This is a genomic window from Vibrio sp. 10N.222.46.A1 (assembly GCF_041473595.1).
Taxonomy (GTDB): Bacteria; Pseudomonadota; Gammaproteobacteria; order Enterobacterales; family Vibrionaceae; genus Vibrio; species Vibrio tasmaniensis_A.
In genome coordinates, this window is the sequence record NZ_JBFRSN010000100.1 from 14,154 (window position 1) to 34,310 (window position 20,157).

The 20,157-nt window shown below is 39.4% G+C and carries 21 protein-coding genes; 20 read left to right on the forward strand and 1 reads right to left on the reverse strand.

Annotated elements, in window-relative coordinates; genetic code table 11:
• Positions 1 to 54: 54 nt before the first annotated feature.
• Both AB4496_RS03565 and AB4496_RS03570 read left to right on the forward strand, forming a co-directional pair.
• Positions 55 to 294: a hypothetical protein gene (locus AB4496_RS03565; protein WP_102257451.1), complete on the forward strand. Its 240-nt coding sequence runs from the start codon at positions 55 to 57 to the stop codon at positions 292 to 294.
• Positions 295 to 427: 133 nt separating this feature from the next.
• Positions 428 to 2,815 carry a HipA domain-containing protein gene (locus AB4496_RS03570; protein ID WP_157936393.1) on the forward strand — a complete coding sequence of 796 codons (2,388 nt, stop codon included), beginning with the start codon at positions 428 to 430 and terminating at the stop codon, positions 2,813 to 2,815.
• A gap of 47 nt (positions 2,816 to 2,862) precedes the next feature.
• Here the strand turns inward: AB4496_RS03570 and AB4496_RS03575 are convergent, their stop codons facing one another.
• Positions 2,863 to 3,867 (reverse strand): hypothetical protein, encoded by a 1,005-nt coding sequence (locus tag AB4496_RS03575; protein WP_102257453.1) that lies wholly within the window; start codon positions 3,865 to 3,867, stop codon positions 2,863 to 2,865.
• 80 nt (positions 3,868 to 3,947) lie between these two features.
• Between AB4496_RS03575 and AB4496_RS03580 the strand changes: the two genes are divergently transcribed.
• From AB4496_RS03580 to AB4496_RS03665, 18 genes are all read left to right on the forward strand, one after another.
• Complete coding sequence (locus AB4496_RS03580; protein WP_133151957.1) at positions 3,948 to 4,466, forward strand: DotD/TraH family lipoprotein; 519 nt, start codon at positions 3,948 to 3,950, stop codon at positions 4,464 to 4,466.
• Complete coding sequence (locus tag AB4496_RS03585; protein WP_133151958.1) at positions 4,463 to 5,353, forward strand: type IV secretory system conjugative DNA transfer family protein; 891 nt, start codon at positions 4,463 to 4,465, stop codon at positions 5,351 to 5,353. Before AB4496_RS03580 ends, AB4496_RS03585 begins: the two co-directional genes overlap by 4 nt.
• A gap of 8 nt (positions 5,354 to 5,361) precedes the next feature.
• A complete protein-coding gene (locus tag AB4496_RS03590; RefSeq protein WP_102257456.1) occupies positions 5,362 to 6,612 on the forward strand; it encodes an ATPase, T2SS/T4P/T4SS family in 1,251 nt (416 codons plus the stop codon).
• A 12-nt stretch (positions 6,613 to 6,624) separates the two neighbouring features.
• Positions 6,625 to 6,969, forward strand: a complete 345-nt coding sequence (locus AB4496_RS03595; protein WP_102257457.1) for a hypothetical protein — start codon at positions 6,625 to 6,627, stop codon at positions 6,967 to 6,969.
• 6 nt (positions 6,970 to 6,975) lie between these two features.
• A complete protein-coding gene (locus AB4496_RS03600) occupies positions 6,976 to 7,488 on the forward strand; it encodes a hypothetical protein (protein ID WP_102257458.1) in 513 nt (170 codons plus the stop codon).
• Entirely contained in the window at positions 7,482 to 8,060 is a 579-nt protein-coding gene (locus AB4496_RS03605; RefSeq protein WP_102257459.1) for a hypothetical protein, read from the forward strand. The genes AB4496_RS03600 and AB4496_RS03605 overlap by 7 nt, the downstream gene beginning before the upstream one ends.
• 76 nt (positions 8,061 to 8,136) lie before the next feature.
• Positions 8,137 to 9,321 carry a hypothetical protein gene (locus tag AB4496_RS03610; protein WP_102257460.1) on the forward strand — a complete coding sequence of 395 codons (1,185 nt, stop codon included), beginning with the start codon at positions 8,137 to 8,139 and terminating at the stop codon, positions 9,319 to 9,321.
• A 19-nt stretch (positions 9,322 to 9,340) separates the two neighbouring features.
• The gene (locus tag AB4496_RS03615; RefSeq protein ID WP_102257461.1) at positions 9,341 to 9,928 is read left to right on the forward strand and encodes a hypothetical protein; all 588 of its coding nucleotides are present in this window, start codon (positions 9,341 to 9,343) and stop codon (positions 9,926 to 9,928) included.
• 11 nt (positions 9,929 to 9,939) lie between these two features.
• Positions 9,940 to 11,598: a hypothetical protein gene (locus tag AB4496_RS03620; protein ID WP_102257462.1), complete on the forward strand. Its 1,659-nt coding sequence runs from the start codon at positions 9,940 to 9,942 to the stop codon at positions 11,596 to 11,598.
• Positions 11,599 to 11,844: 246 nt separating this feature from the next.
• Entirely contained in the window at positions 11,845 to 13,191 is a 1,347-nt protein-coding gene (locus AB4496_RS03625) for a hypothetical protein (RefSeq protein WP_372130598.1), read from the forward strand.
• A gap of 11 nt (positions 13,192 to 13,202) precedes the next feature.
• Entirely contained in the window at positions 13,203 to 14,066 is an 864-nt protein-coding gene (locus AB4496_RS03630; protein ID WP_102257464.1) for a hypothetical protein, read from the forward strand.
• 12 nt (positions 14,067 to 14,078) lie between these two features.
• Positions 14,079 to 15,923: a GspE/PulE family protein gene (locus AB4496_RS03635; RefSeq protein WP_102257465.1), complete on the forward strand. Its 1,845-nt coding sequence runs from the start codon at positions 14,079 to 14,081 to the stop codon at positions 15,921 to 15,923.
• A gap of 8 nt (positions 15,924 to 15,931) precedes the next feature.
• On the forward strand, positions 15,932 to 17,107 hold the full coding sequence (locus tag AB4496_RS03640) for a hypothetical protein (RefSeq protein ID WP_102257466.1): 1,176 nt from the start codon (positions 15,932 to 15,934) through the stop codon (positions 17,105 to 17,107).
• Between the two features lie 125 nt (positions 17,108 to 17,232).
• Positions 17,233 to 17,661 (forward strand): hypothetical protein, encoded by a 429-nt coding sequence (locus AB4496_RS03645; protein WP_133151960.1) that lies wholly within the window; start codon positions 17,233 to 17,235, stop codon positions 17,659 to 17,661.
• A gap of 3 nt (positions 17,662 to 17,664) precedes the next feature.
• Positions 17,665 to 18,264, forward strand: a complete 600-nt coding sequence (locus tag AB4496_RS03650) for a hypothetical protein (protein ID WP_102257468.1) — start codon at positions 17,665 to 17,667, stop codon at positions 18,262 to 18,264.
• A gap of 105 nt (positions 18,265 to 18,369) precedes the next feature.
• Positions 18,370 to 18,744 carry a hypothetical protein gene (locus AB4496_RS03655; RefSeq protein WP_102257469.1) on the forward strand — a complete coding sequence of 125 codons (375 nt, stop codon included), beginning with the start codon at positions 18,370 to 18,372 and terminating at the stop codon, positions 18,742 to 18,744.
• A 111-nt stretch (positions 18,745 to 18,855) separates the two neighbouring features.
• Positions 18,856 to 19,332 (forward strand): hypothetical protein, encoded by a 477-nt coding sequence (locus AB4496_RS03660; RefSeq protein WP_102257470.1) that lies wholly within the window; start codon positions 18,856 to 18,858, stop codon positions 19,330 to 19,332.
• 324 nt (positions 19,333 to 19,656) lie between these two features.
• Positions 19,657 to 20,037, forward strand: a complete 381-nt coding sequence (locus AB4496_RS03665) for a hypothetical protein (protein ID WP_102257472.1) — start codon at positions 19,657 to 19,659, stop codon at positions 20,035 to 20,037.
• Positions 20,038 to 20,157 lie beyond the last annotated feature (120 nt).

Genomic DNA, 20,157 nt, shown 5'->3' on the forward strand with positions numbered 1-20,157 from the left:
AATAACACCCAACTCCTTACAAGATATCAAAAATTAAGTAGATGGAACTAAGACATGAAACAAGAAGATAATCGATATTTAGTGGCCATTTTTAACACAGAAGGAGTCGAGAGTGAAACTGGGTCTTTCTGTTTAATAGGCAACAAAGACACTGCGATAGAATATGCCCTAGAAAAGACTTCAGGAAAGGTCAAATTAAAGGCTGCTAACTTCACACTTATCGAATGGAGCGAAAAAGCTAAGATACCAAGGCGGGCGCTGGTTTCACCTTTGATTGCAGAATCGATATCTTAAATATAATATATACTGTAAATGAGAAATTTAATTTAGAGTGACGAATATGAATGCCAATATTTACATTTCTGGAGTTACCGCTTCACAAGTCAAGTTGGATAGACTAACAGCTACAGGGGAGGTGCTCCCGATAATGGCTAACGGTAAAACAACACGTTTGTATATTGACAGTCAAACTAGCTTAAATAACACATCTAACGCCAACCTGATCGAATATACTCTTAGAAGAGAAATGCCACTCATTTTCAAAATGCTTCAACTGTGGCCATCACCACAACAACGATTTGAATCGTTAATGGAACCATTAAGTAATGAATTGGGGCAATTTACCCAAACCGGCACGGCTAAACCTTCGATCAAAGGTTATTCGCTCAACAATACGGATACTATTCATATTTCGACATCGCCCCTAACAGATGGCCACGAGAATGTGATTTTTACAATTGAAAGTGAACTGATCAACAAGCAAGAGTTGTCCATGCTTGTTGAAAGTAAGAATCAATTAAGACATCAGTTTTTTAGCAGGTCGGCGTTTAAGTACTTTAGCTCAATAAGTTCTAGCGAAAATATAGAGAAGGTTAGAGGAAGCCTTGCCGCACTACATAATTACAAACCCACCCCATTGTCGCACTTAGCAACTTTTCCAGCAGAAATGTATCGAACAGAGAAAGGGTTAGAGAAGATCGTTATCAATGCTGTTCGTAACATCGAAGGTCTAAACTCAATTACAGACCTTGATACGATTGTTTTACGGTCAGCTTCGCACATCACTAAGATGAAAGCTCACTTCCCAAATCTGAGTCATACGCTAGATAACCTGTCTAAATTAAAATCGTATTTGAACAGTGATCAAAGGAGCGTACTGCAATTAAATATTGAACTTGAAGTCAACCACCTACGAGCATTCACAAAAGATGCATTCAGCCTGACTCACTACAACAAATCCCTATTCGATGTGGTAGTCACTAATAACGGAATGATAAAAGTCAGACCTGACGACTGGGCTTCATACACCAATTCATCAATGGTCAAATCTATCGAAAACTCATTCTTTGATAGCTTACTCCCTGAAGATGCAGGTCGAATAGATAGAAATCCGATGAATAAAATTACCAATGCAACAATGCTTATCGGTAACGTCAACATACAACGCATTCCTATTACCGCTATTGCGCCAAGAATGAAGTTCCCTAGCGACTCCATTCATGCATTGGAGAAAGAATGGAAAATGCCATCGAGTCCCATGTTTGTTGGTGGTTCAACAAGCTTACATTCAACTACTATCGATGATGCCGTAATATTTAAAGGGTTCTTTGAAGGTATCCCTCATATCGATAAAGAAAACTTCAAGAGTGACATGGTTAATCTTATGCAAGGAGAGAAAAGCGCGAAACTTTCAGGGGCTCAATTTAAATTACCGATAACTCTTTATGAAAAAAATGGTGAAAAACACATTGAAAGACAACGAGGTAACGATGGTTTTACTCACATTGCTAAAATGCCTATGCCGGATTTTGACCAGATCACACTTGCTGAATGGCTGGGGTTAACACTTCTTAAAGAGTCAGGCCTAAACGTAAGTAAATTTCAGATGGTGAGTTATGAAAATGAAATGGTGTCATACACAGGCGAAGAATCTTTGATTAATGAAAAGTCGATCAGCGAAGCGACGATAAACAACCAAAGCCTAGGAGATGACTTTGTGGATGAAACGGCCTTCTTTGATAATTTGCAGTCGAGTTTAACCACGGCTGTTAATCAGGTTACCGAGGTTATAGACAACTCGCAAAGCGTACCGTTTCTTATTTCGGAACGCTTTGATATTCCCTACGCTTCTGATGAAAACCCTCAAAAAACGATTTCATTAGATTTAGGTGCAGTCTGCATGACCACTTCATCCCAAAAATATGAACTCTCATTTGAAGACGTAGCTTCCAATGTTAAAAAGCGCTTCTCAGAAAAAGTTACCAATGAGGTCTTCAATGATATCTATAAGCAAATCATAGGTTCGTATTTACTTCATAATAATGATTTGCACCTAAAAAATATTACCGTTTTAGGTAACCAACAGGAAGATGGCACGTATGCATATAAAGTGAGCCCAATTTATGATGTGATACTAACGCCGCTAGTCATTACCGGTAACTTAAACGTAGAAACTCAAAAAGGTATTTACCGTTCAGCATTGTCCATAAATGGCACTCACTTTCCGAGCAAGATGGATATTGTTGAACTCGCTACGGGCCACTTTAATATACCAAAAGAGAGAGCATTGTCTGTGTTCGATGAAGTGATGAATAATATGAATGTAGCCGTCAAGAAGATGGTGAAAAATATTCCTGTAGAAATCAAAACGAGAGGACGCTGGTGTGACTGTATAGAAACGGGTCTAGCGATAGTTGAGCGAAACTTAAAACACATAAAAGAGCATGGGATCGCATATGGAGCAGCTCCTGAAACATCTGATGAGAGTATCAAGGAAATGAAAAGTGCAACGAATATAATGCCACAACTGTACTAAGTTTCGAACCAGTGGTAGGGGGATTGGCTTTTGATTGCAGGCATACATCATTCGTATTGATCACTACCTAGCAATCCTTCAATTTTCTCAACTTCCTCGCTTGGAATAATTGCGATCTTAGCATAACCATTCGCTTTCTTACCATAACTCCTAGAAGCTCTCATTACATCTGTATGTCCCATTTGGTCTGCAAGTTCTCGATTGCAGCCTGGGTTCATTGCTCGATGGTTAGCGGCATACTGAGTGCGGCCTACAGATAAAGATAGAGAATAGCCAAGATGTTTATTCGATAGAGCGAAAAGCTTTTGTCTAATACCTTCATAAAAGGCTTCGTAGCCACCAGCCGTAATAATTCGACCACTTTCTATAATAAACTTTTCTAACATTAACATATCCAATAATGAAAGATGACTTAAGTTGATACTTCGAGTCGTCGCCATTAAGCCAGATTGAATCATTTTTTTTGATTGATCACTTTTTATAGTATTGAGAACGTCAAGGGTAGGGGAATCTCCATCATAATTGATTTCCGCTCCATCAAGTTCATTGGGACGGATGTTGGTTAATATTCCAACTTCAAGCCACTGAACGGCCATTCTTTCTATATGAGACTTGGCTGCCATTCTCAACTTATAGATGTCATTCGAAAATATTCGTTCTGATTTTTCATTTTTTTTTGAAACCACTTCATCGACTTTCACAAGAGAAATATCAGCGAGTAAGTTACGCAAAAATGTAGCAGGGGCAAGATCATTAGAAAGAGCAGTGTTTAGGACGTTATTGAGACTGATACGGTAACGCTTCCAAGTTGAGGATTTAACATTAACTGCATGATTTTTAAGGGTGTATGTAATAATTTCACGCCAAATTGCTAATGAGGTTGAATTAAATCCCACCTCCTTACTGAACCCAGTAAGGATCGCATTTAGCCTTTCTAAATTGTAATTACTCATGGGTTTTATGAAATACCCACCATCAAATGAAGTCACTTCTCCCTTGTCTACAAACGCCGTAATTATTGGGCATGTTTTAAATTCGTTAGTGTCACCCATGATTAGTCGCCTTGATACAATTGAACTTGCCGATTAAGTTATATAATATAAACGCATATTTTGGTAATTGGAACGGTGAAATGAGAAGGATTCTTCAGGTTTTAATATTCTCAATGGTAATGTCTGGTTGTCAGTCTACATCTGTGAGTGGTAACAGTGATGATAAAGCATACATTTCAAAAGAACTTGAAACGACACTCGCAGTATTGGCAGAAAAAGCCGTGGCCTCGAAGAAGATTGCTCAAGCTCATACAGTAGCTATGGCCCGACTAAACCCTCAAGCTAAGAAATACACGCCAAATCTCAATGTACCTGAAGGTTTGGAACGAATCATACCGATGAATGCGTTCTACGGGAAAGCAGAAGAACCACTCCAACTAATAGCCCAATTAACAGATTACGAATACAAAGAATTTGGAGCTAAAAATAACACAGAAACCCTCTGGGTGAAGCTTCAAGCTAACTCACGCAGTGCGATTGACATAGTTGATGATATCTCAAATCAAATCGACAACAGAGGTGTTGATGTTCATGTTTGGGAAACGCCCAACGAACATAAGAAAGGCGTGATAATGATAAATTATGGTGGTGGGTTGTGATAAAAGCGATATTGATGTGTGGAGCTTTGTTGACCACCGGACTTCCAATAGCTCAAGCACAGACCAATCCTAAAATTTACGATTACTTTAAAAATCTACGTCGTGGAGATTCACTCCAAACAGCAGAATCAAACAATTGGATAATTGACAAGACAGACCAGCTAGACATCATCTCACGAAGCATGGCTTTAGAAGCAAAAAGCTATGGGGTGGAAGCCGGCATTGTATATGCAGAGTCTCAAATTAAAAAAATTCTAGAAGACAGCTCAAAATATCTAGATGATATCTATGATCTATCTCCGTATTTAATGACATACAAGAGTTACCTTGTAATGCCAGCGATTGTAACGGAAATTGATGGTAGAAAAACATACCTGGATAATACGAAAACTGCTTTTACATACGCTGATAAAACTTACTATATCCAATCTTACCCCTATTTTATTGATTCGCCTCCATCATGGCGAGATTACGTTCGCTTTAATGGAAAATCTCCTACCATTCGCAGCCAAAAGCTACTACCCGAAACCAGTGATGAAATCGAAGTCTGGGAAGAAGAGTTTCATAGCGGCTGGGATGATGGTATCCAAATTGCCATTCAGAACGCAAAGTATCAGCTGACACGCGGCTTATATGATGTACAAGGTGTTATCACTTACGTAATGCTTAGAGATTCAGGTTTAATATCAGCTCCTATTTACCATGAAAGTTCACTTCCTGTATCTGGCACAAAAGATAAATTAGAGTTGTTTGGTGGTTCTATTTCCATTCAAGTAGAGCCACGCATGATTCATGACCCAACCAATTGGCGAGCAATACCACAACTCCCACCACTTGATAATTTATTACCAAGATCTGTTTACGATTTGATCAATAGAATTAAATAGGTATTACCTTGGATCTCCTTAAAAAAGTTGGTTTGGATGTACAAAACACCAGTAACCTAATGCCGGAAGCTATATCTATTCCTTGGCAACTTGCACACGTACCCAAAAAACTACACGACCAAACAATTTACCAGGACGAAGGGTATTTAAGCATCGCTAAATTAGATCGAATAACCGGAAACGATATCGATGAGTTGATCCGTATTCTGCATCGTCACGGAGGTTACGCAGACCTGATCATCGCTAGTGATTCATTTATTCTTAGAAAGAAACACTCCGTTATAATGCCTCTGTTAAAACGTCCCATTTCACAAGCTGAAGTAAGTGAGATAACTGAGCATATGTTTAGCGCTGAAATGAGGTCATATGCGTTTGAACCCGGGCATGAAATAGACGATGCGTACGTGGTGGATGACCCAAGTAATGAAGAACTTCCGTTTCGAAATCGTGTCAATGTTTGCACCATGAATTCGATGAAAGGGCGAGGGTTAAAAATAACGCTACGAGATTTACCTGTAATACCGCCAAGTTACGAAGATCTTAATGTTCCTGAAATTATCAGAAAGAATGCAGCTCCGGTTCAAGGTTTAGTCGTCATTTGTGGTCAAACGGGTAGCGGTAAAACCACTCTATGCGCTTCTATCTTACGTGAAATGAAAGAAAACAATGAAGATCCTAGAGTGATATTAAGCTATGAAAGACCAATTGAATTTCAATTTGATGTTATTTCTGGCATCAATCCTATTTGGCAACACACCATTGGTGAATTTGGTGATTTCAAAACGTTTCATGAAGGGTTGAAAAATGCACTTCGTTGCTCACCGGAATCAATTTTTCTTGGTGAAAGTCGTGAAAAGGAAACATTCGAAACTTTACCAAAAATTTCAGAATCCGGTCATCACGGGCTAACTACTATGCACGCCAAATCCATTGCCAATATATTTACTCGAATCGGAAATGAAGTAGACCCTAGCCAGATGTACGGAATTATCCGACAAACTCTCCAGTACATGCATATGGGGGTTTACCAATGGTTAGCACCGACGGTCGATGGCAAAGTGACCCCTATACAGGAAATTCTCGTGTTTTCTGCTGAATTGAAAAATGAATTACTTTCTCTTCAGAATGAAGACTTAATTCAAGGCATTAACCTTGCCGTCGAAAAATATGGTCAGCCTTTCAAACAAAGTGCTAGTAAGGCGCTCAGCGAAGGTCTAATTACTAAAACAACGTACAACATGGCAGTTCTTTCCCACTAAAGGAGTTATGTAATGGGAACAGCACAAGAAGAAATGAATAAGCTGGGGTTCAAACCAGTTGAGGGCAACACGTACTGTGACAACACTAAATATGTTGGTTCGGTATTAATGATCCCATACCCACTTTTTTTGCTCATAGTGGTGCAATTGTTTTTTGTTTTGATCCCCGCTTCATTTGCAGCTTATATCTTCTTAGTCTGCATCGAACTGCTGGTTTGGATGTTATTTAAAAAAATGAACATCCCAATACTCAAAGCTTGGTTTTACTACCAGGAGCGAAAAAGAAACAAAAGAAGAGCGCTAACCATAAGAAAGCAAAGAATATGGACAGCATCTACTGGATTTGAACAAAAGTAGGGATATATGAAAAAAACATTATTGTTAACGATTGGCCTTGGAACTTCTCTATTAAGTTCGTACTTACAGGCTGCTTTACATATACATCAGGCACCTCCAGCTATAGCAAAAGAAGTGCAAATCAACCCAAACAAGCCAGAGTTGGGCTTGATAGAAGGAAGAGCAAGGTCACAGCGTTTAGAATCGGCACTGAAGAATATTACGCACAACAAAATGGACGTTGAGTTTGTTAATCCTGAACTGAAAGAAATGAAAATTAATTGGCGAGCAAATGGCGAACCAATGCAAATTATTTTAACCCAGCTATCAAGAGGGTACCAAGTCGACATATCGATCAATGAACCTAAAGAAACGGTCTACATTAATGTCGATACTGGGCAGTGTGATGCAGTAAGAGAGCGGAGCTTGTTAAAGACAAAGAAGATGTGGGAATCATTAAACCTATCTGAAGAACCTATTTTACCACCACGCCTGATTAGTCCTATAGGCCACTTTGGTCACGAATACCGCCTATGTTAAGCGTCAATCAATGTTTAACAATCGGATTATTATTGATTGTTACTCTTACTTTTAACAAAGCATATGGAATGGGGATTCGCTCGCTAATTTACGAGAAAGAATTGGAACAGCTCACACCATACATGAAGTGTGGTACGGATTCCGCCAAGAAGTACAAGATCCCCGAATGGATACTGTTAGCGGTTCTAAGGCAAGAAAGTGGGCCACTGCACGGCTACTTAGAAAACTCAAATGGGTCTAAAGACTACGGAGTAGGTTGTATTAACGACTTGCGAATTGAAGATTTTCATAGCGATGGCCTGACTATTGTAACGCCAGAGAAGTTAATGGAAGACCCATGCTTTTCAATTTACGCGACAGCATATTTAATAAAAAAAGAGTATTTAAAAGAACTACGAATTCAAGGTAAGCCAAACGAAAATATATGGCTGGTGGCCGCAGCGAACTATCATTACCACTACAAGGGTAATAATCCTCAACTACATGAAAAATATAAGAAAAGCATAAAGGGTCATTTGGGAAGATTTAGAAAGCACATGGCAAGGGCTAAAAAAATGGCAACAAAGCGGTAAATATCGTTAAAAAACACCTAAAAATAATATATAGTGTAAACCATTAATGCCTTTGTGTTTGTGGAGTCCTTTTTAAATGGAAATTACGAGAAAGCTTGTGACAGCTTTATTAATCGTCGCAAGTAGTGGTGCTTTAGCATCTACTATCCAGATGGAAAACCTCAACCGTGACCTAATGCGCGGGTGGGATGTAAAATTTACCGACTCAAAGTACCGCGATTTAAACATCCACTTCAATGAATCAAAAGTAAAACCTAGATGGAGTGAGATTATAGATGACGCAGGACTGCGTTATGGATTAGCGTATTTAGTGGATATGGAAAACGAGCAATTAATCATTACTCGCGCCAATGACGGAATTATCAATTCTGGTATTCATTACGTACAGCCTCGCATTTTAGAACAGCAAAATCGTTACAATTGGCACGATTTACTTGCACAAGCCAATCTTGAACTTTCACAGCATCAGTACGATATCGAATTCGAAGCTGACCTACGCAAAGCTGCAGAGGTAAAGGAGACTCGCAGAGAAATCGAATCAAGAGTTACTTGGAGCCGCAATTACCACAAAAATAAATATGACACTGAGGTTGCTAAGAATAACGAGCTGACGAATCGAATTATCGAACAGAACAAAAAATTGACCACTCAAAAGATAGCTAAGAATGATCAATTAACAAAAGATACTATCGCCAAAAACAATCAAACCCTACTTAACAGCCTGACTAAAAACGAACGAGATCACGCTCGCCGTATCGAGATCTTGAATAAACGTCAGATGCAAATCGATAAAGAACACAAAGCCAAAACCTCTGCCCTTGAAGAACAGAAACGAGCGGCTGAGATTAAAAAAGCAGAGTACACAGCTCTTATCGAACATACCGAGAAAAACGCTCAAGCCGCCGAACTTCAACAAAAGTATTTTCCAGACTCAAAGCGTTATGTACCAAGCGGTAAAGCGGCAACCTCAATTGCAAATTATCTCTTGAGGCATTGGGATTACCGATTAAATTGGTCAGATGAATTGGTTGTTGAAGATTCACTTAAGTCACTACGAATAAACCAACCTATTCGCTTTAGTGACTCCATTAAAGATGCTGATTTAAGACGTGATGTCTCGATTATAGCCTGCACTCTAACGAGAGATACCCCTCACTTAAGTTTCTATACAGAAATTGATCCAGACAGTCGTATTATTTTTATGCAACTTCACCAAACAAGTGAAGACCTACGACAGCAACTAATTAGCCAGTGCTACTAACAATAGGGAAGTTGAACACATGCTCAAACCTCTTTCGATACTTACATTATCCTTTTTAGGAAGCGTAATTTCTTCCAGCTCATTAGCACAGGTTGAGGAAATATCGTCGAAAATCGAACCTGTACAAAAAACTACGGCTGTTCCCGGCACGCTAGGTGCGCAAGAACATACAGCTAATTCTTCAAATTTTGAAGCGGGTGACGCAACTAAGAAACCTGGCATTTCCAGTGAAGAATACGACCGACTACAGTTCGCGAACTCCAAGCAATATAAATTTCACATGGATAATGAATACCCTGAATATTTGAAACTTACCACAACGCGAAGCATGCGACTCAAAGTGCTACCAAACGGGCAAATAAAATACACCCTGACCGCTGGTACACTGGAAGAAAATGTTAAACATTTACTTAGCCACACCGATAGAGGGATCTCTTATTTCCCTGAACAATTCCCTGCCTCAATTCGAATGTATAACTCGTTCGATATCAAGGGTGAAAACGTTCTAATGCTAATAGACCAAATGATTCGCCCTTGGGAAAGCAGTCATCAATTGTGGGTAAAAACACACATTAATAACGTTGTTGAATTTCGAATTAAAAACTAAGCAGGGTCCTCATGAATATTAAACATTTTTTACTAAGTGCTTTAACAATATCTATATTGTCGGGCTGCTCATCATATAACGAAATAGAGGAAACCCAATCGCGTGTCGAAGCGGAAGTTTCTAAAGAAATACGCCTTCTTGATAAACTCAGAAAAGACAAACCCCTCTATCGTAATGTAGTGATCTCTGATTCATTGTTTGTCTCTCCAATCAAAGAGAGTGAGCAGAAAAAACCGGTATGGTGGTTTGAACCAGTAAAAGGGCTTGTGGGCTCTGATATACCACTAAAAGACGCTTTAGGCATGGTGCTTATCAAGGACGCAAGCGGTGTTAACGTATCGCTGGGTCGCAATGTCGATAAGAATTTTAAAGTGTCATTCAAAGGCAAAACTATTGGTGACGCTATTGAATCAATTTCGGCCGCATCAGGCTATTCCTTCCAGATACCAAAACCGAACAAAATAATTTGGAGCATGTACGAAACTCGTACTTTCCAGATTGCAACTGGGCCTGGGCGTGATTACTTCGGTCAAGGTAAAGGTAAAGGGGAATCAAATACAGATGATGCGACGATCAACTCGAATACTGAATACGTGAATGCAGATGGTGAAATTGAGTCTCTGAAAAGTGTTTACGAAGAACTTCTAACATATTCAAGTTTCCGCACATCGGCAACTCTCACTAAAAATAGCGTTCAGGACATCGAAGATCTTCCCGACCTAGACAAAGATATCACACAAACTAGTAAAGCAGAGGATAAAGAAGCTGGGGAGATTGATGTAAAAGATATCCCTATCTACCTCAATCAAGCAACCTCGACGATAACGGTTAGAGATACCCCTGCTGTCTTAGATGAAATGCAAATTATTGTAGATGAACGTAATGACATGTTCAGAACGAATGTTTACGTAGAGATCGATATCATTGAAGTAAAAATGACGAATGAAGGTCAACAAGCATTTGATGTCGCGGCGGTTATTGCTGACCTTGGCGGTGTCGCTTTTAACAGTGGCGTGAAAGCGGGTAAAGCTGCAGCCCAAATCGGCCGAGCTTCCACATCACTTCCAACAAATATTATCTCTGCTGAACTAACTAGAGGTAAAGCTGCGGGCTCTAAACTATTAGCCGAAGCTCTTTCGTTTTACGGGAAAGTATCCAACAGAACAATGCCACGTCAGACAATGCAACCAAACACAGCATCTAAGTTAGCTGATTTTGAAAACATCTACTTCATCAAAGAGCGTAAATCGGAAAGCACGGCAAATGTAGGTACCGAAGGTTCTATAACGCAAGATAACTTGGATGTAGGTTTCTCACTTTATGTCATGCCTACCATATTTGAAGATGACGTAACAATGCGCATGGCTACCAATATAAGTTCTCTTGTTGAGCTTACTCGTAATGGTGATACGACAACACAGCAATCTGGAGAAACAGACACTAAGGCAAGCTACGTAGAATCTCCTCGAACATCCAAAAAAGATTTCTACTCTAAATTCACTGTCACACAAGGCGATACTCTTGTTCTTTCAGGGTTAAGTCGTGAAACAAAGTCTATACGACGTGGTAAAGGTGTGTCTGAACTCCTAGCAAGCAGTGAATATGGTAACAGTGAGCGTATTGAAACAATAATTACCGTTACACCATATATTTTCCGCCCACGCTCGTAAGGGTTAGCTATGTTTGCATTCTACGAAGAAATACTCACTTATAAACAATATAAGCACTTTGATTCCAAGCCTCTCGGGGCAGGGAAGATAAAGAATATGTGTACTGACGGATATATCCATTGCCACATAGAGAACCCTCAACACTGGCGTATTCTGCTAAAGAAGCCGACGAACAGTTACTACTCTAAAGAAAGTGGATTCATCCTACCTCAACTGATAAAAAAATCCGTGTTAGGTAAAGCAAAATTGAATCAAGGATTTTCTTATATAGAATTCCTTGGTAACACGGTCCAGGTAACCATTTTTGATTCGTCGGGTTTGTTAGCTTTTGATCAGTATTTCACTCTTGAAGACATTAATGACGCTATGTCAGCGTTTATCGAAATTGAAATGTCTCTACAAGCTGTCGATTATGAACTAATGCCGGTATACCTAGTTGATGGTAATGCCGTTCTAAATCGGTTTGTCTATGAAAATGCTGATAACAGCACAGTTTCAGACGCGACAAAAGGACTACTTTCTACAGCGAATGATGGCGAGTTAAAGCTTGATGGCAATGTAATCTCTTTTGGTGAGGCTAAATTGGATTTTGACGCGATTCATGATGAAGCCGATAACGATCCTTCAGAGAATAGGCCACCAGCAACCATTAAAAGTCACTTCGCCATATTAACCGATCTCTCTATAAATAAGACTCAGGATTTGTATGTTGACTTTGGGCTATTTTGCCGTACGAACGGTGCTAAATATAGCGTCAATCGAAGCATCCAAACCAAGTTTGTTTACTCACTTTGCGTGTTTGCTGCGTTTGGGGCGTATCAATTATTTTCATTCCATCAGCAACAGAAAATAATTGCTGAACAAGAAGCTCTTAAAGCCAATCAAGTTAAAATTGAATCACCTTGGCGTGCCTATAGAGAAGAAATAACAAAGAACAAAAACTTTCAACTTGAATACGGGTTGCAGAGAGTTTCTGCGATCCTTAAAGGGTTTAATTCGGCCAACACCAACTTCAATGGTCGAAGCCTTGGATGGGCTATCGCGGAGTTTGAAATGTCGAATAACTTAATTCAGCTATATCCAACATCTACAGGAGGCACAAACCAACGGTTGAACGAATTTTCCGACAGAATGAAGCTTAGACACTGGAACAGCGATAAAGGAACACAGATAGACGCTCTGTTTCAAGAAATGCCAATTAATGAAAGTGTGTATTTAACGTCAGTTACCGAAGAAAAAAATTACATACACGATGCAATGAATTGGATGTTTGATGATATTAAAATGTCCACTTCTAACTCATTAGTGAATGGGAACGGAAAAGGGCAATATTACGTACACCTCGTAAAGTTGGAATTCAATTGTTGGATGGCTGAAGACTTTCTGTATGCAAGCACACAATTCGCCAAACGCAATTACGCGCTTCATTCAGTATCAGCAATCAATCCGAAATTTATTAAGAGTGAACCTGTGGACCCATCCACCCAAGAGTCGTTTGGAAATGAAGAAACGTACATAACTTCAGAAGCAAAAGGTGGATGCGATTTTGGCTACACCGGGAATATATTAATCAAAGTATTCGGCTCCAAATAAAGGAATAGAAGATGAAAAAAGAACAAAGCAAGTCGACTAAAAAAACCTCAAATAAGGTTGACTCAAGAAAGCGGAATGCAGCCTTAGTCTGTCTATTATTATTCCTTTGTTTTGTAGGATATCGAGTTGAAAGCGAGCTACAAATTTTTGGACTGAGCAGTGATTTTGCTTCTGTTAATTCAGAGGTCGAATCTGTATTTTCTAAAGCAGAACTTAACCCGAAAGTTCAGTCAGGGGTAAGTACGAACATACCGAAAAAACCGGTTACTAATCAACCTAAGCTAAATGAAGTACCAATTCTTACCGCTGTAGCTCACGACGATCTAGCCAATCTTCATTTATTAGCAAAACGAGTCAAAAGTGAAGATGAAGATGCAGCTACCTTATTTGGTATTCAAAGATTATCGATTCACGCGAAACGCTTACGAGCAATGGAGGTAAGCCTTCAAAAAGACATCAACAATGACAATTACCAAGCAGTAAAAGCAAGTGTTGATACTAAACGCTATCAAAATGGTGAGGTTACCAATAATGGTAACGCAGAAAAAACATTAAATCCAAGCAATAGCGGCTCGCTAAGCGACTACACAAATAATGGCGACCTAGACTTGTCAGACTCTAACGGCTTCAGAATTGAATCCGTAACTGAAGCTGAAGTGTTGGGCTTTTCTGATTTAAGAGTTAAAAGCATCATCGATCAATATATTTATATTACTGTTGGTGGGGAACCTTATAAAAACGTCAAAGTCGGACATACTTTTGCAGGACGATTTATGCTGATGTCTATAGACCATGATGAGCGCTGCGTTATGGTACGAGATGGCCAATTTGAGCAATTGGACTCACCTGAATTAGCAAAACTTTGTTGGAATTAAGAGGGAATATACATGACAGATACAAGTTCCAAAGTAGAGAAATTGCCAGCTGTGTTCAATGAATATATAGATCCATTGTCTAATGATATCCCAGTCGAAGAAGCAATTAGTTTTGACCAATTTGAAGCCATCAATAACTTAGAACCAGACGCCGAAGAAGCATTAATCACTGAGTCTAAAGACTGGTTAATAGAACCTAACGCTGCAGAAAAGACAATTTCCAATTTGGGACCCGAACAGCAACCTATTGACACCCGAATGCTTGAACTAAAAAGCAAACTTGAAACAACCTATGCCTTATCGGATATTGATATGGCAAAGTACTTGACTTTTGCTGCGGATGAAATTCCGATTATACCGCTTAGATCAGCCGTGCTAGTTATGACGAAAGAAAGCCTTAAGCTGCACAATGACATTGCACGAAAATTAAAACTTGAATTAATCGAAAGTGGCCAAACTAAAGCAAAATTTAAAATTGTTACACAGGAAGACTTTGATGCGTTAATGACAACGGCAGAAGAAAGCAAGGCCATTCATAGCGTCAATCGAAACTCTGAAGAAACTACAGCTGTTGCAAAGCGTGAATTCGAAAAAATAGTACAAAAAGGTTATGACGTAAACGCAAGTGATATTCAATTTGTACTCGGTCATGATCTTGTCGTGAATTATATTGTCGATAAGCGGGTACGATCAAATTTGCGTATTGTTAAAGGACAAGAGATGGGTGATCGCCTGATTTCACAAGCGATCAATACCAATAAGGGCGGCGGTGATATTAACTATGACTCACCTCAATCTATCCCTTTTAAAGCAAATGTGAAAGATAAAGACAACCATACAAAGCGAATCCAACTCCGTGCTGAAAAAGTGCCTATTGTTATAGATGGCGTCGAGAATGCTTTAGGTCTAGTAATTCGAATGGTAAAAACTGAAACACCGTTGACGCTAGACCAGCTGAATGCAGACGCACCAGTAAAATCCGCGTTCAAAAAAGCTTTCAACAAACCTCAAGGTATGACTCTGGTTACTGGGCCGACCTCTTCAGGCAAAACCACTTTATTAGGTGGAGCTCTATATTACTTCCCGCAAGATTTAACCGCACGAACTCTAGAAGATCCTGTGGAATTGAAACTCAACGAAATTAACCCAAACATAATGCAGATGAGCCAACCTAAAGAGAAGTGGGATGAATTCCTATCCTCTATTTTACGTTTGGCACCAAAGCTCATCATGCTTGGTGAAACACGTACATTAATGCAAGCTGAAACATTAATACAAGCCACAATGACTGGTCACATTACCGTATCAACGTTACACACCAATTCTGCCATTGGAATCATAGATCGATTGTTGGATATTGGTGTACCTCTCGAAGATTTAACAACACCGAAGTTATTGGAATTACTGGTAGCTACTCGATTGGCCCCCAAAACTTGCCAGAAATGTGCGCTTGTATTCGAGGAAATATCCGCTGAACGTCAAGCAATCGTCAAGCAAGTGATGGGCGATCTTAAAGACTATAGCCAGCTCCGATTTGCCAACATTGAGCAAACGCCATGTTTGGCAAGCCAACAGCCGAAAGCTTGTGTTTGCACTAATGGTGTAAAAGGCATGGTGGGGATCACTGAGTTCATCAAGCCGACTCTTGCAATGACAGATTTCATTCGTAAAAACAAAACGACAGGGTTGGAAACATGGTTACGAGAGAGAGGCTGGGTATCAATGAAAGATGTAGCAATTTTTAAAGCCAAAAAGGGTGAAATCGATATTTTCATGGCGGCAAGTGAAATTGATGGGCTATTGGAAGAAGAAGAATATGATCCTCACTTCCACGACATCTATTCTTACTATTCTTGAGGTGAAGCATGTTAGATAAATTCGAATCCTGGTTAGACGGTGATTTTAAGGCAAAGAAAATCCCTGCGGCATTGTCGATAACTAGCGTGCTCACTTTACGCGAAGCTTTCTCAATTAGGCGCGGTTTTTCACAAAAGCAGCAAGCACAGTTTTTAATGCATTTTCTTTCTATCCAAGGACAGAAAGATAAAAAAGAGAACGTAGAAGTTTTGACCATCATGAACAGGTTGTATCAAGATTCAGATGCGATAGGGGTAGCACGACTTATAGCAGTATCGAAATTATTACTGGAAAGAACTAAAGAGGGGTTACAACTACATAGAGCGATGGCTGATATCTTTTCATCTAGCTTTACTATGATCATTAGAGCGGCTGCATCTACATCACAATCGGAGTCAGCTGACGCCCAAGAAAACCTTAATATTGCAATTAAACAAGCGACGTTTAGTGCGATAGAAGTAGCTAAGGTTCAGCGCAGTGTTAGATTTAAAATGGTAGCTTCCATTTTAAGCCTATGGGGTTCAATGGTGGCAGCAAAAAAAGGTTCAGAATATTACCTTGCTCTAAAGGCGGAAAATCCAGAAATCGACCGATTCATCGACATTCCACACAATGTATATCTCTTAGGGAATTTTGTGGTTGATTATTCCTATTTGTCACTTGCCATAATCATTAGTGCCTACTTAACGATCCGCTGGTTAAATGAAAACTGGGTTAATGAGAAACGAATGGAGTGGGACCAGTTCTTTCCTCCATTCATTATTTACAAATACATTTCCGGTTTGAACGTGTTTTCAGGTTTAACACTTCTGATTAGTTACGTTCAATATGAATCCAGTGATGCGATAAAAGTCTTGGGAGCAGCGGCAACCAAGTACGAACGCTACCACCTCCAACTTATGAGTGACAGACTCTCTGAGGGTAGAAGAGGTACCGAACAACTTGATACTGGTTTATTACCTAAACAATTAAGACTTACCCTTCAAATTGCAGGTGAAGGCGGGGCAACGGGTGTTCGAGAAGCGTTAGAGGTAGTTAACGCAGGTGGACGCAGTTTAATTCTGAAAGCGTTGAGTTATACGTCAACTTTTATACTGGTTGTGTGTGCATTTATTTCGGGGTTGACAGCTTTGATGGTAGGAGCAGCATCAGCTTTTTTATTTCAAGCAAGCCTTGGGATTTAATGGTAATCGAGTTGAGTAATGAATTTAAATCAAGTAAAGTTGCTCTTGGTTTATAATTAGTAGTTTAAATGAGTTTTAGGTTTATTGAGGATCAATTTATGAATGTTAGTTTTCGAAATGTAAACATGAAAAAGAAACAAGGCGGCTTTATGGGCTTTGGGATTTTGGAGTACACAGTAATCGTTGTCGGGGTATTGGGCCTAGCGACTTTGTTCTTTTTACCAGCCATTAAATCCATGAATGAACAGTCCGAAGCAACAGAAATCATTGCTGGACTGAATACTATCAATGAAGCTGCGTTTAAATCGAAGTATGGACGAGTATCAGATTTTACAGGCATAAAGTTTGCAGATTTAACCAATTTATTACCTGAAGGTTTTTCTCAAAGAGCGGCAAATGGTCAGAACTATGGTATAGACGTTGCTACTGATACAACGAAGTTCAATACAACGATTTCTATCCCTAATGTACGTATCCTTGAACGTGTTAAGTCTTCCTTTAAACCACATCAATTCACGGTATCAGGCACTACATTCTCGATGGAAGGGCCATAAACTATGGCATATGGGGCGAACCGTAATTTAATGTTGAGATCACGACAAAGAGGATTTATCACTTCTTTGTTTTTTGCGGCCGCCCTAGCTTCATTGACCGTTATCTTGTCAATGTGGCTTGAAGTTGAAAAGCGTAAAATTTTCGCTAAGCAATACAAATCCATTGTTAATTCACAAGAGCATTTATTTAAAGGACTAGACCAATACTTTCAAATAGCATGCTCTAAAAACGGAATAGTGCCACCAACATCGGTAGCAAAATTAACCTCAACAGGGTTTATCGATGAAGGCATGAATTACAATCCCCATAATTACAATTACATCATTACTATCCGACGCCCTACCGTGTCATTCGAAGCCAATTCAAATAGAGCTATAGCTGACGGACGAACATTGTTTTCAATAGTAGCCCAAGTGCCAGATGCGAAACAAAGGTCGGAATTAGTCTACAACTACCGTAAAACAAATTTAGAATACTCTGTAAGCGGCAATGCCGTTACCGTGAGTCGTCATTATATCGCCGCAGAGGGCAATGACGCAGATAGCATGTTGTATGATGGCATGATCGTTGGCAATAATGGTGGGTCATTTGTTTGTATTTAATTCATTTTACTTTTATTTCCATTCTGGAAAATAGACTCTCTAAACGCCCAATCGACGATAACTCATGTGATATAAAGACCTCTCAATAATCATTAGAGGTCGCCCATGTCCATTTACCTACAAAATCATGAAAATGTTGCCACTTTGGAAGTCATCAAGAAATCCATCCCAACAAAAGTAACAAGCTTCTATCACAACATAGTTAATAATGACCTTGGCATCATTGTTGACCTATCCACCAACTTTGATTCAGATATGACAAGCGTTACGAATGTGGCAGATGAAGTGGTTAGAGCTTTTAGTGCGATGTATGATGGGTTGCCGTCAAAATTAGCATACAGGGACAGTGAACTAGCTTGGGCGATGCTTAACCATGATGGTACTAAATTTACGGGCTTTTCAACCATAACACCGGGTAAAGACTACAAAGGCTTATCTGTCGATGATTTCTCCGCCATTATGCAGTCTCAAGTTCACTAATTTTTCACTTAGTAGACATGTCGTTTAACCATCAGTAATTAAAAGCTAATTCGAACTATTCTGAAAAATACTATATAGTTTAAAGTAAGTATAATTTAAGGTGTTTTCAGTGTGAATAACAAACCGAACTTAAAACTCGCGCCGCTGTATTCACAGCTGCAAATCATAGACTGTTTTGTTTCAAAGAAAGGTGTGGAGCAAATTAATCTGGTTCAATCAATGATGGGTCCCGCATTTTCAACCATGAGTGATACCCCAATAGCGGAGTTGATCATTGAGTTAGATCCTAGCCTAGATATTCCGGCTTATCATCACGCGCTCTCTAAAATAGAAGCGTGTGCAGTGACTAGCAATCAGTTGCATGATATCACCAAGTCCACTATTCGATGCAGTAAAGAGAAAAACCACCTGTACTCATCAAATAGTAAGCAATTCAACAGTGTAGTTACCTCACACTTCAATGCAGCTATTTCTCATTCAGTCGACAGTAACTTAAGAGATTTAACGGATCAGCGACAATCAAATGCTCAAGCCGATGCAGAACGAGCACATCATCAATTTTCATCTATGAACATGGAAAGAGATTAAAAGGGCAGGTTAAATGAAGTCAATTGAAAATTTACTGAGCGAATCTGCAGAGTGCCGGAATAAGCTAACATTATTATCTGAAGAGATACATATCAAAATCGTACCCTTGAGACAGTTCAATATAATTGGGCTCAATATAATCACGGACCACCTGCAGTTAACTATTGGCTTATTGGAAATCGAGCAAGCACTTAACGGCCATCAACAGTTAAAGCCCATCACAAAGACAACGTTAATGATGGATCGCAAACGGCTTATTAAGCTTGCTAACCATACCATCCAGACTTCGAGCGATTGGATGGTAAAAATATTTGAGAGGAAGTTATGAGTGAAAAATTCATTATTTTGAAGTTTAACTTCACTGGTTTGGAACACATTCAGGCCGAAGTCGACCATATTGAATTACAATTTGAAACTATGTTATCGCTAAGGGAATGTACCGCTTACTTCAAAGGCGATATTGCCGTCACCCCAGGGTTAGATATCGCTAATTACGATTGGACGCTGAATATAGATTCCATCATACCGGTATCAAACAATGGCCAAGGAAACCGAAAGGTTAACCTGGATACAGAAGGGTTAGAGTCATTACGTCGTGAACTCCTTTCGATCCGTTTGTCAGCTTTAACAAGCTTTGAAGTTTTAGATGAGATTTCAAAAAAATGTGAACGAGTATTCAGAGAAGCCAGCTTAAAACCTGCGTAAAATAAACTGGTTCTTAAGTATTTTTGGTTTTATTCATTATCCATTACTGGTTTACTTGTACTTGAAGTCTGGAAAAATCCAGACTTTAGCAGCTTGTTTTTGCCTCTACTTAGATGTATT

What these genes read in the sequence shown, in the direction of transcription:
- AB4496_RS03595 (WP_102257457.1), top strand. Translation starts at nt 6,625, where the DNA reads ATGGGAACAGCACAAGAAGAAATGAATAAGCTGGGGTTCAAACCAGTT.
- AB4496_RS03600 (WP_102257458.1), top strand. Translation starts at nt 6,976, where the DNA reads ATGAAAAAAACATTATTGTTAACGATTGGCCTTGGAACTTCTCTATTA.
- AB4496_RS03575 (WP_102257453.1), bottom strand. Translation starts at nt 3,867, where the DNA reads ATGGGTGACACTAACGAATTTAAAACATGCCCAATAATTACGGCGTTT.
- AB4496_RS03570 (WP_157936393.1), top strand. Translation starts at nt 428, where the DNA reads ATGGCTAACGGTAAAACAACACGTTTGTATATTGACAGTCAAACTAGC.
- AB4496_RS03650 (WP_102257468.1), top strand. Translation starts at nt 17,665, where the DNA reads ATGGCATATGGGGCGAACCGTAATTTAATGTTGAGATCACGACAAAGA.
- AB4496_RS03615 (WP_102257461.1), top strand. Translation starts at nt 9,341, where the DNA reads ATGCTCAAACCTCTTTCGATACTTACATTATCCTTTTTAGGAAGCGTA.
- AB4496_RS03605 (WP_102257459.1), top strand. Translation starts at nt 7,482, where the DNA reads ATGTTAAGCGTCAATCAATGTTTAACAATCGGATTATTATTGATTGTT.
- AB4496_RS03665 (WP_102257472.1), top strand. Translation starts at nt 19,657, where the DNA reads ATGAGTGAAAAATTCATTATTTTGAAGTTTAACTTCACTGGTTTGGAA.
- AB4496_RS03620 (WP_102257462.1), top strand. Translation starts at nt 9,940, where the DNA reads ATGAATATTAAACATTTTTTACTAAGTGCTTTAACAATATCTATATTG.
- AB4496_RS03565 (WP_102257451.1), top strand. Translation starts at nt 55, where the DNA reads ATGAAACAAGAAGATAATCGATATTTAGTGGCCATTTTTAACACAGAA.
- AB4496_RS03640 (WP_102257466.1), top strand. Translation starts at nt 15,932, where the DNA reads ATGTTAGATAAATTCGAATCCTGGTTAGACGGTGATTTTAAGGCAAAG.
- AB4496_RS03635 (WP_102257465.1), top strand. Translation starts at nt 14,079, where the DNA reads ATGACAGATACAAGTTCCAAAGTAGAGAAATTGCCAGCTGTGTTCAAT.
- AB4496_RS03655 (WP_102257469.1), top strand. Translation starts at nt 18,370, where the DNA reads ATGTCCATTTACCTACAAAATCATGAAAATGTTGCCACTTTGGAAGTC.
- AB4496_RS03630 (WP_102257464.1), top strand. Translation starts at nt 13,203, where the DNA reads ATGAAAAAAGAACAAAGCAAGTCGACTAAAAAAACCTCAAATAAGGTT.
- AB4496_RS03610 (WP_102257460.1), top strand. Translation starts at nt 8,137, where the DNA reads ATGGAAATTACGAGAAAGCTTGTGACAGCTTTATTAATCGTCGCAAGT.
- AB4496_RS03580 (WP_133151957.1), top strand. Translation starts at nt 3,948, where the DNA reads ATGAGAAGGATTCTTCAGGTTTTAATATTCTCAATGGTAATGTCTGGT.
- AB4496_RS03645 (WP_133151960.1), top strand. Translation starts at nt 17,233, where the DNA reads ATGAAAAAGAAACAAGGCGGCTTTATGGGCTTTGGGATTTTGGAGTAC.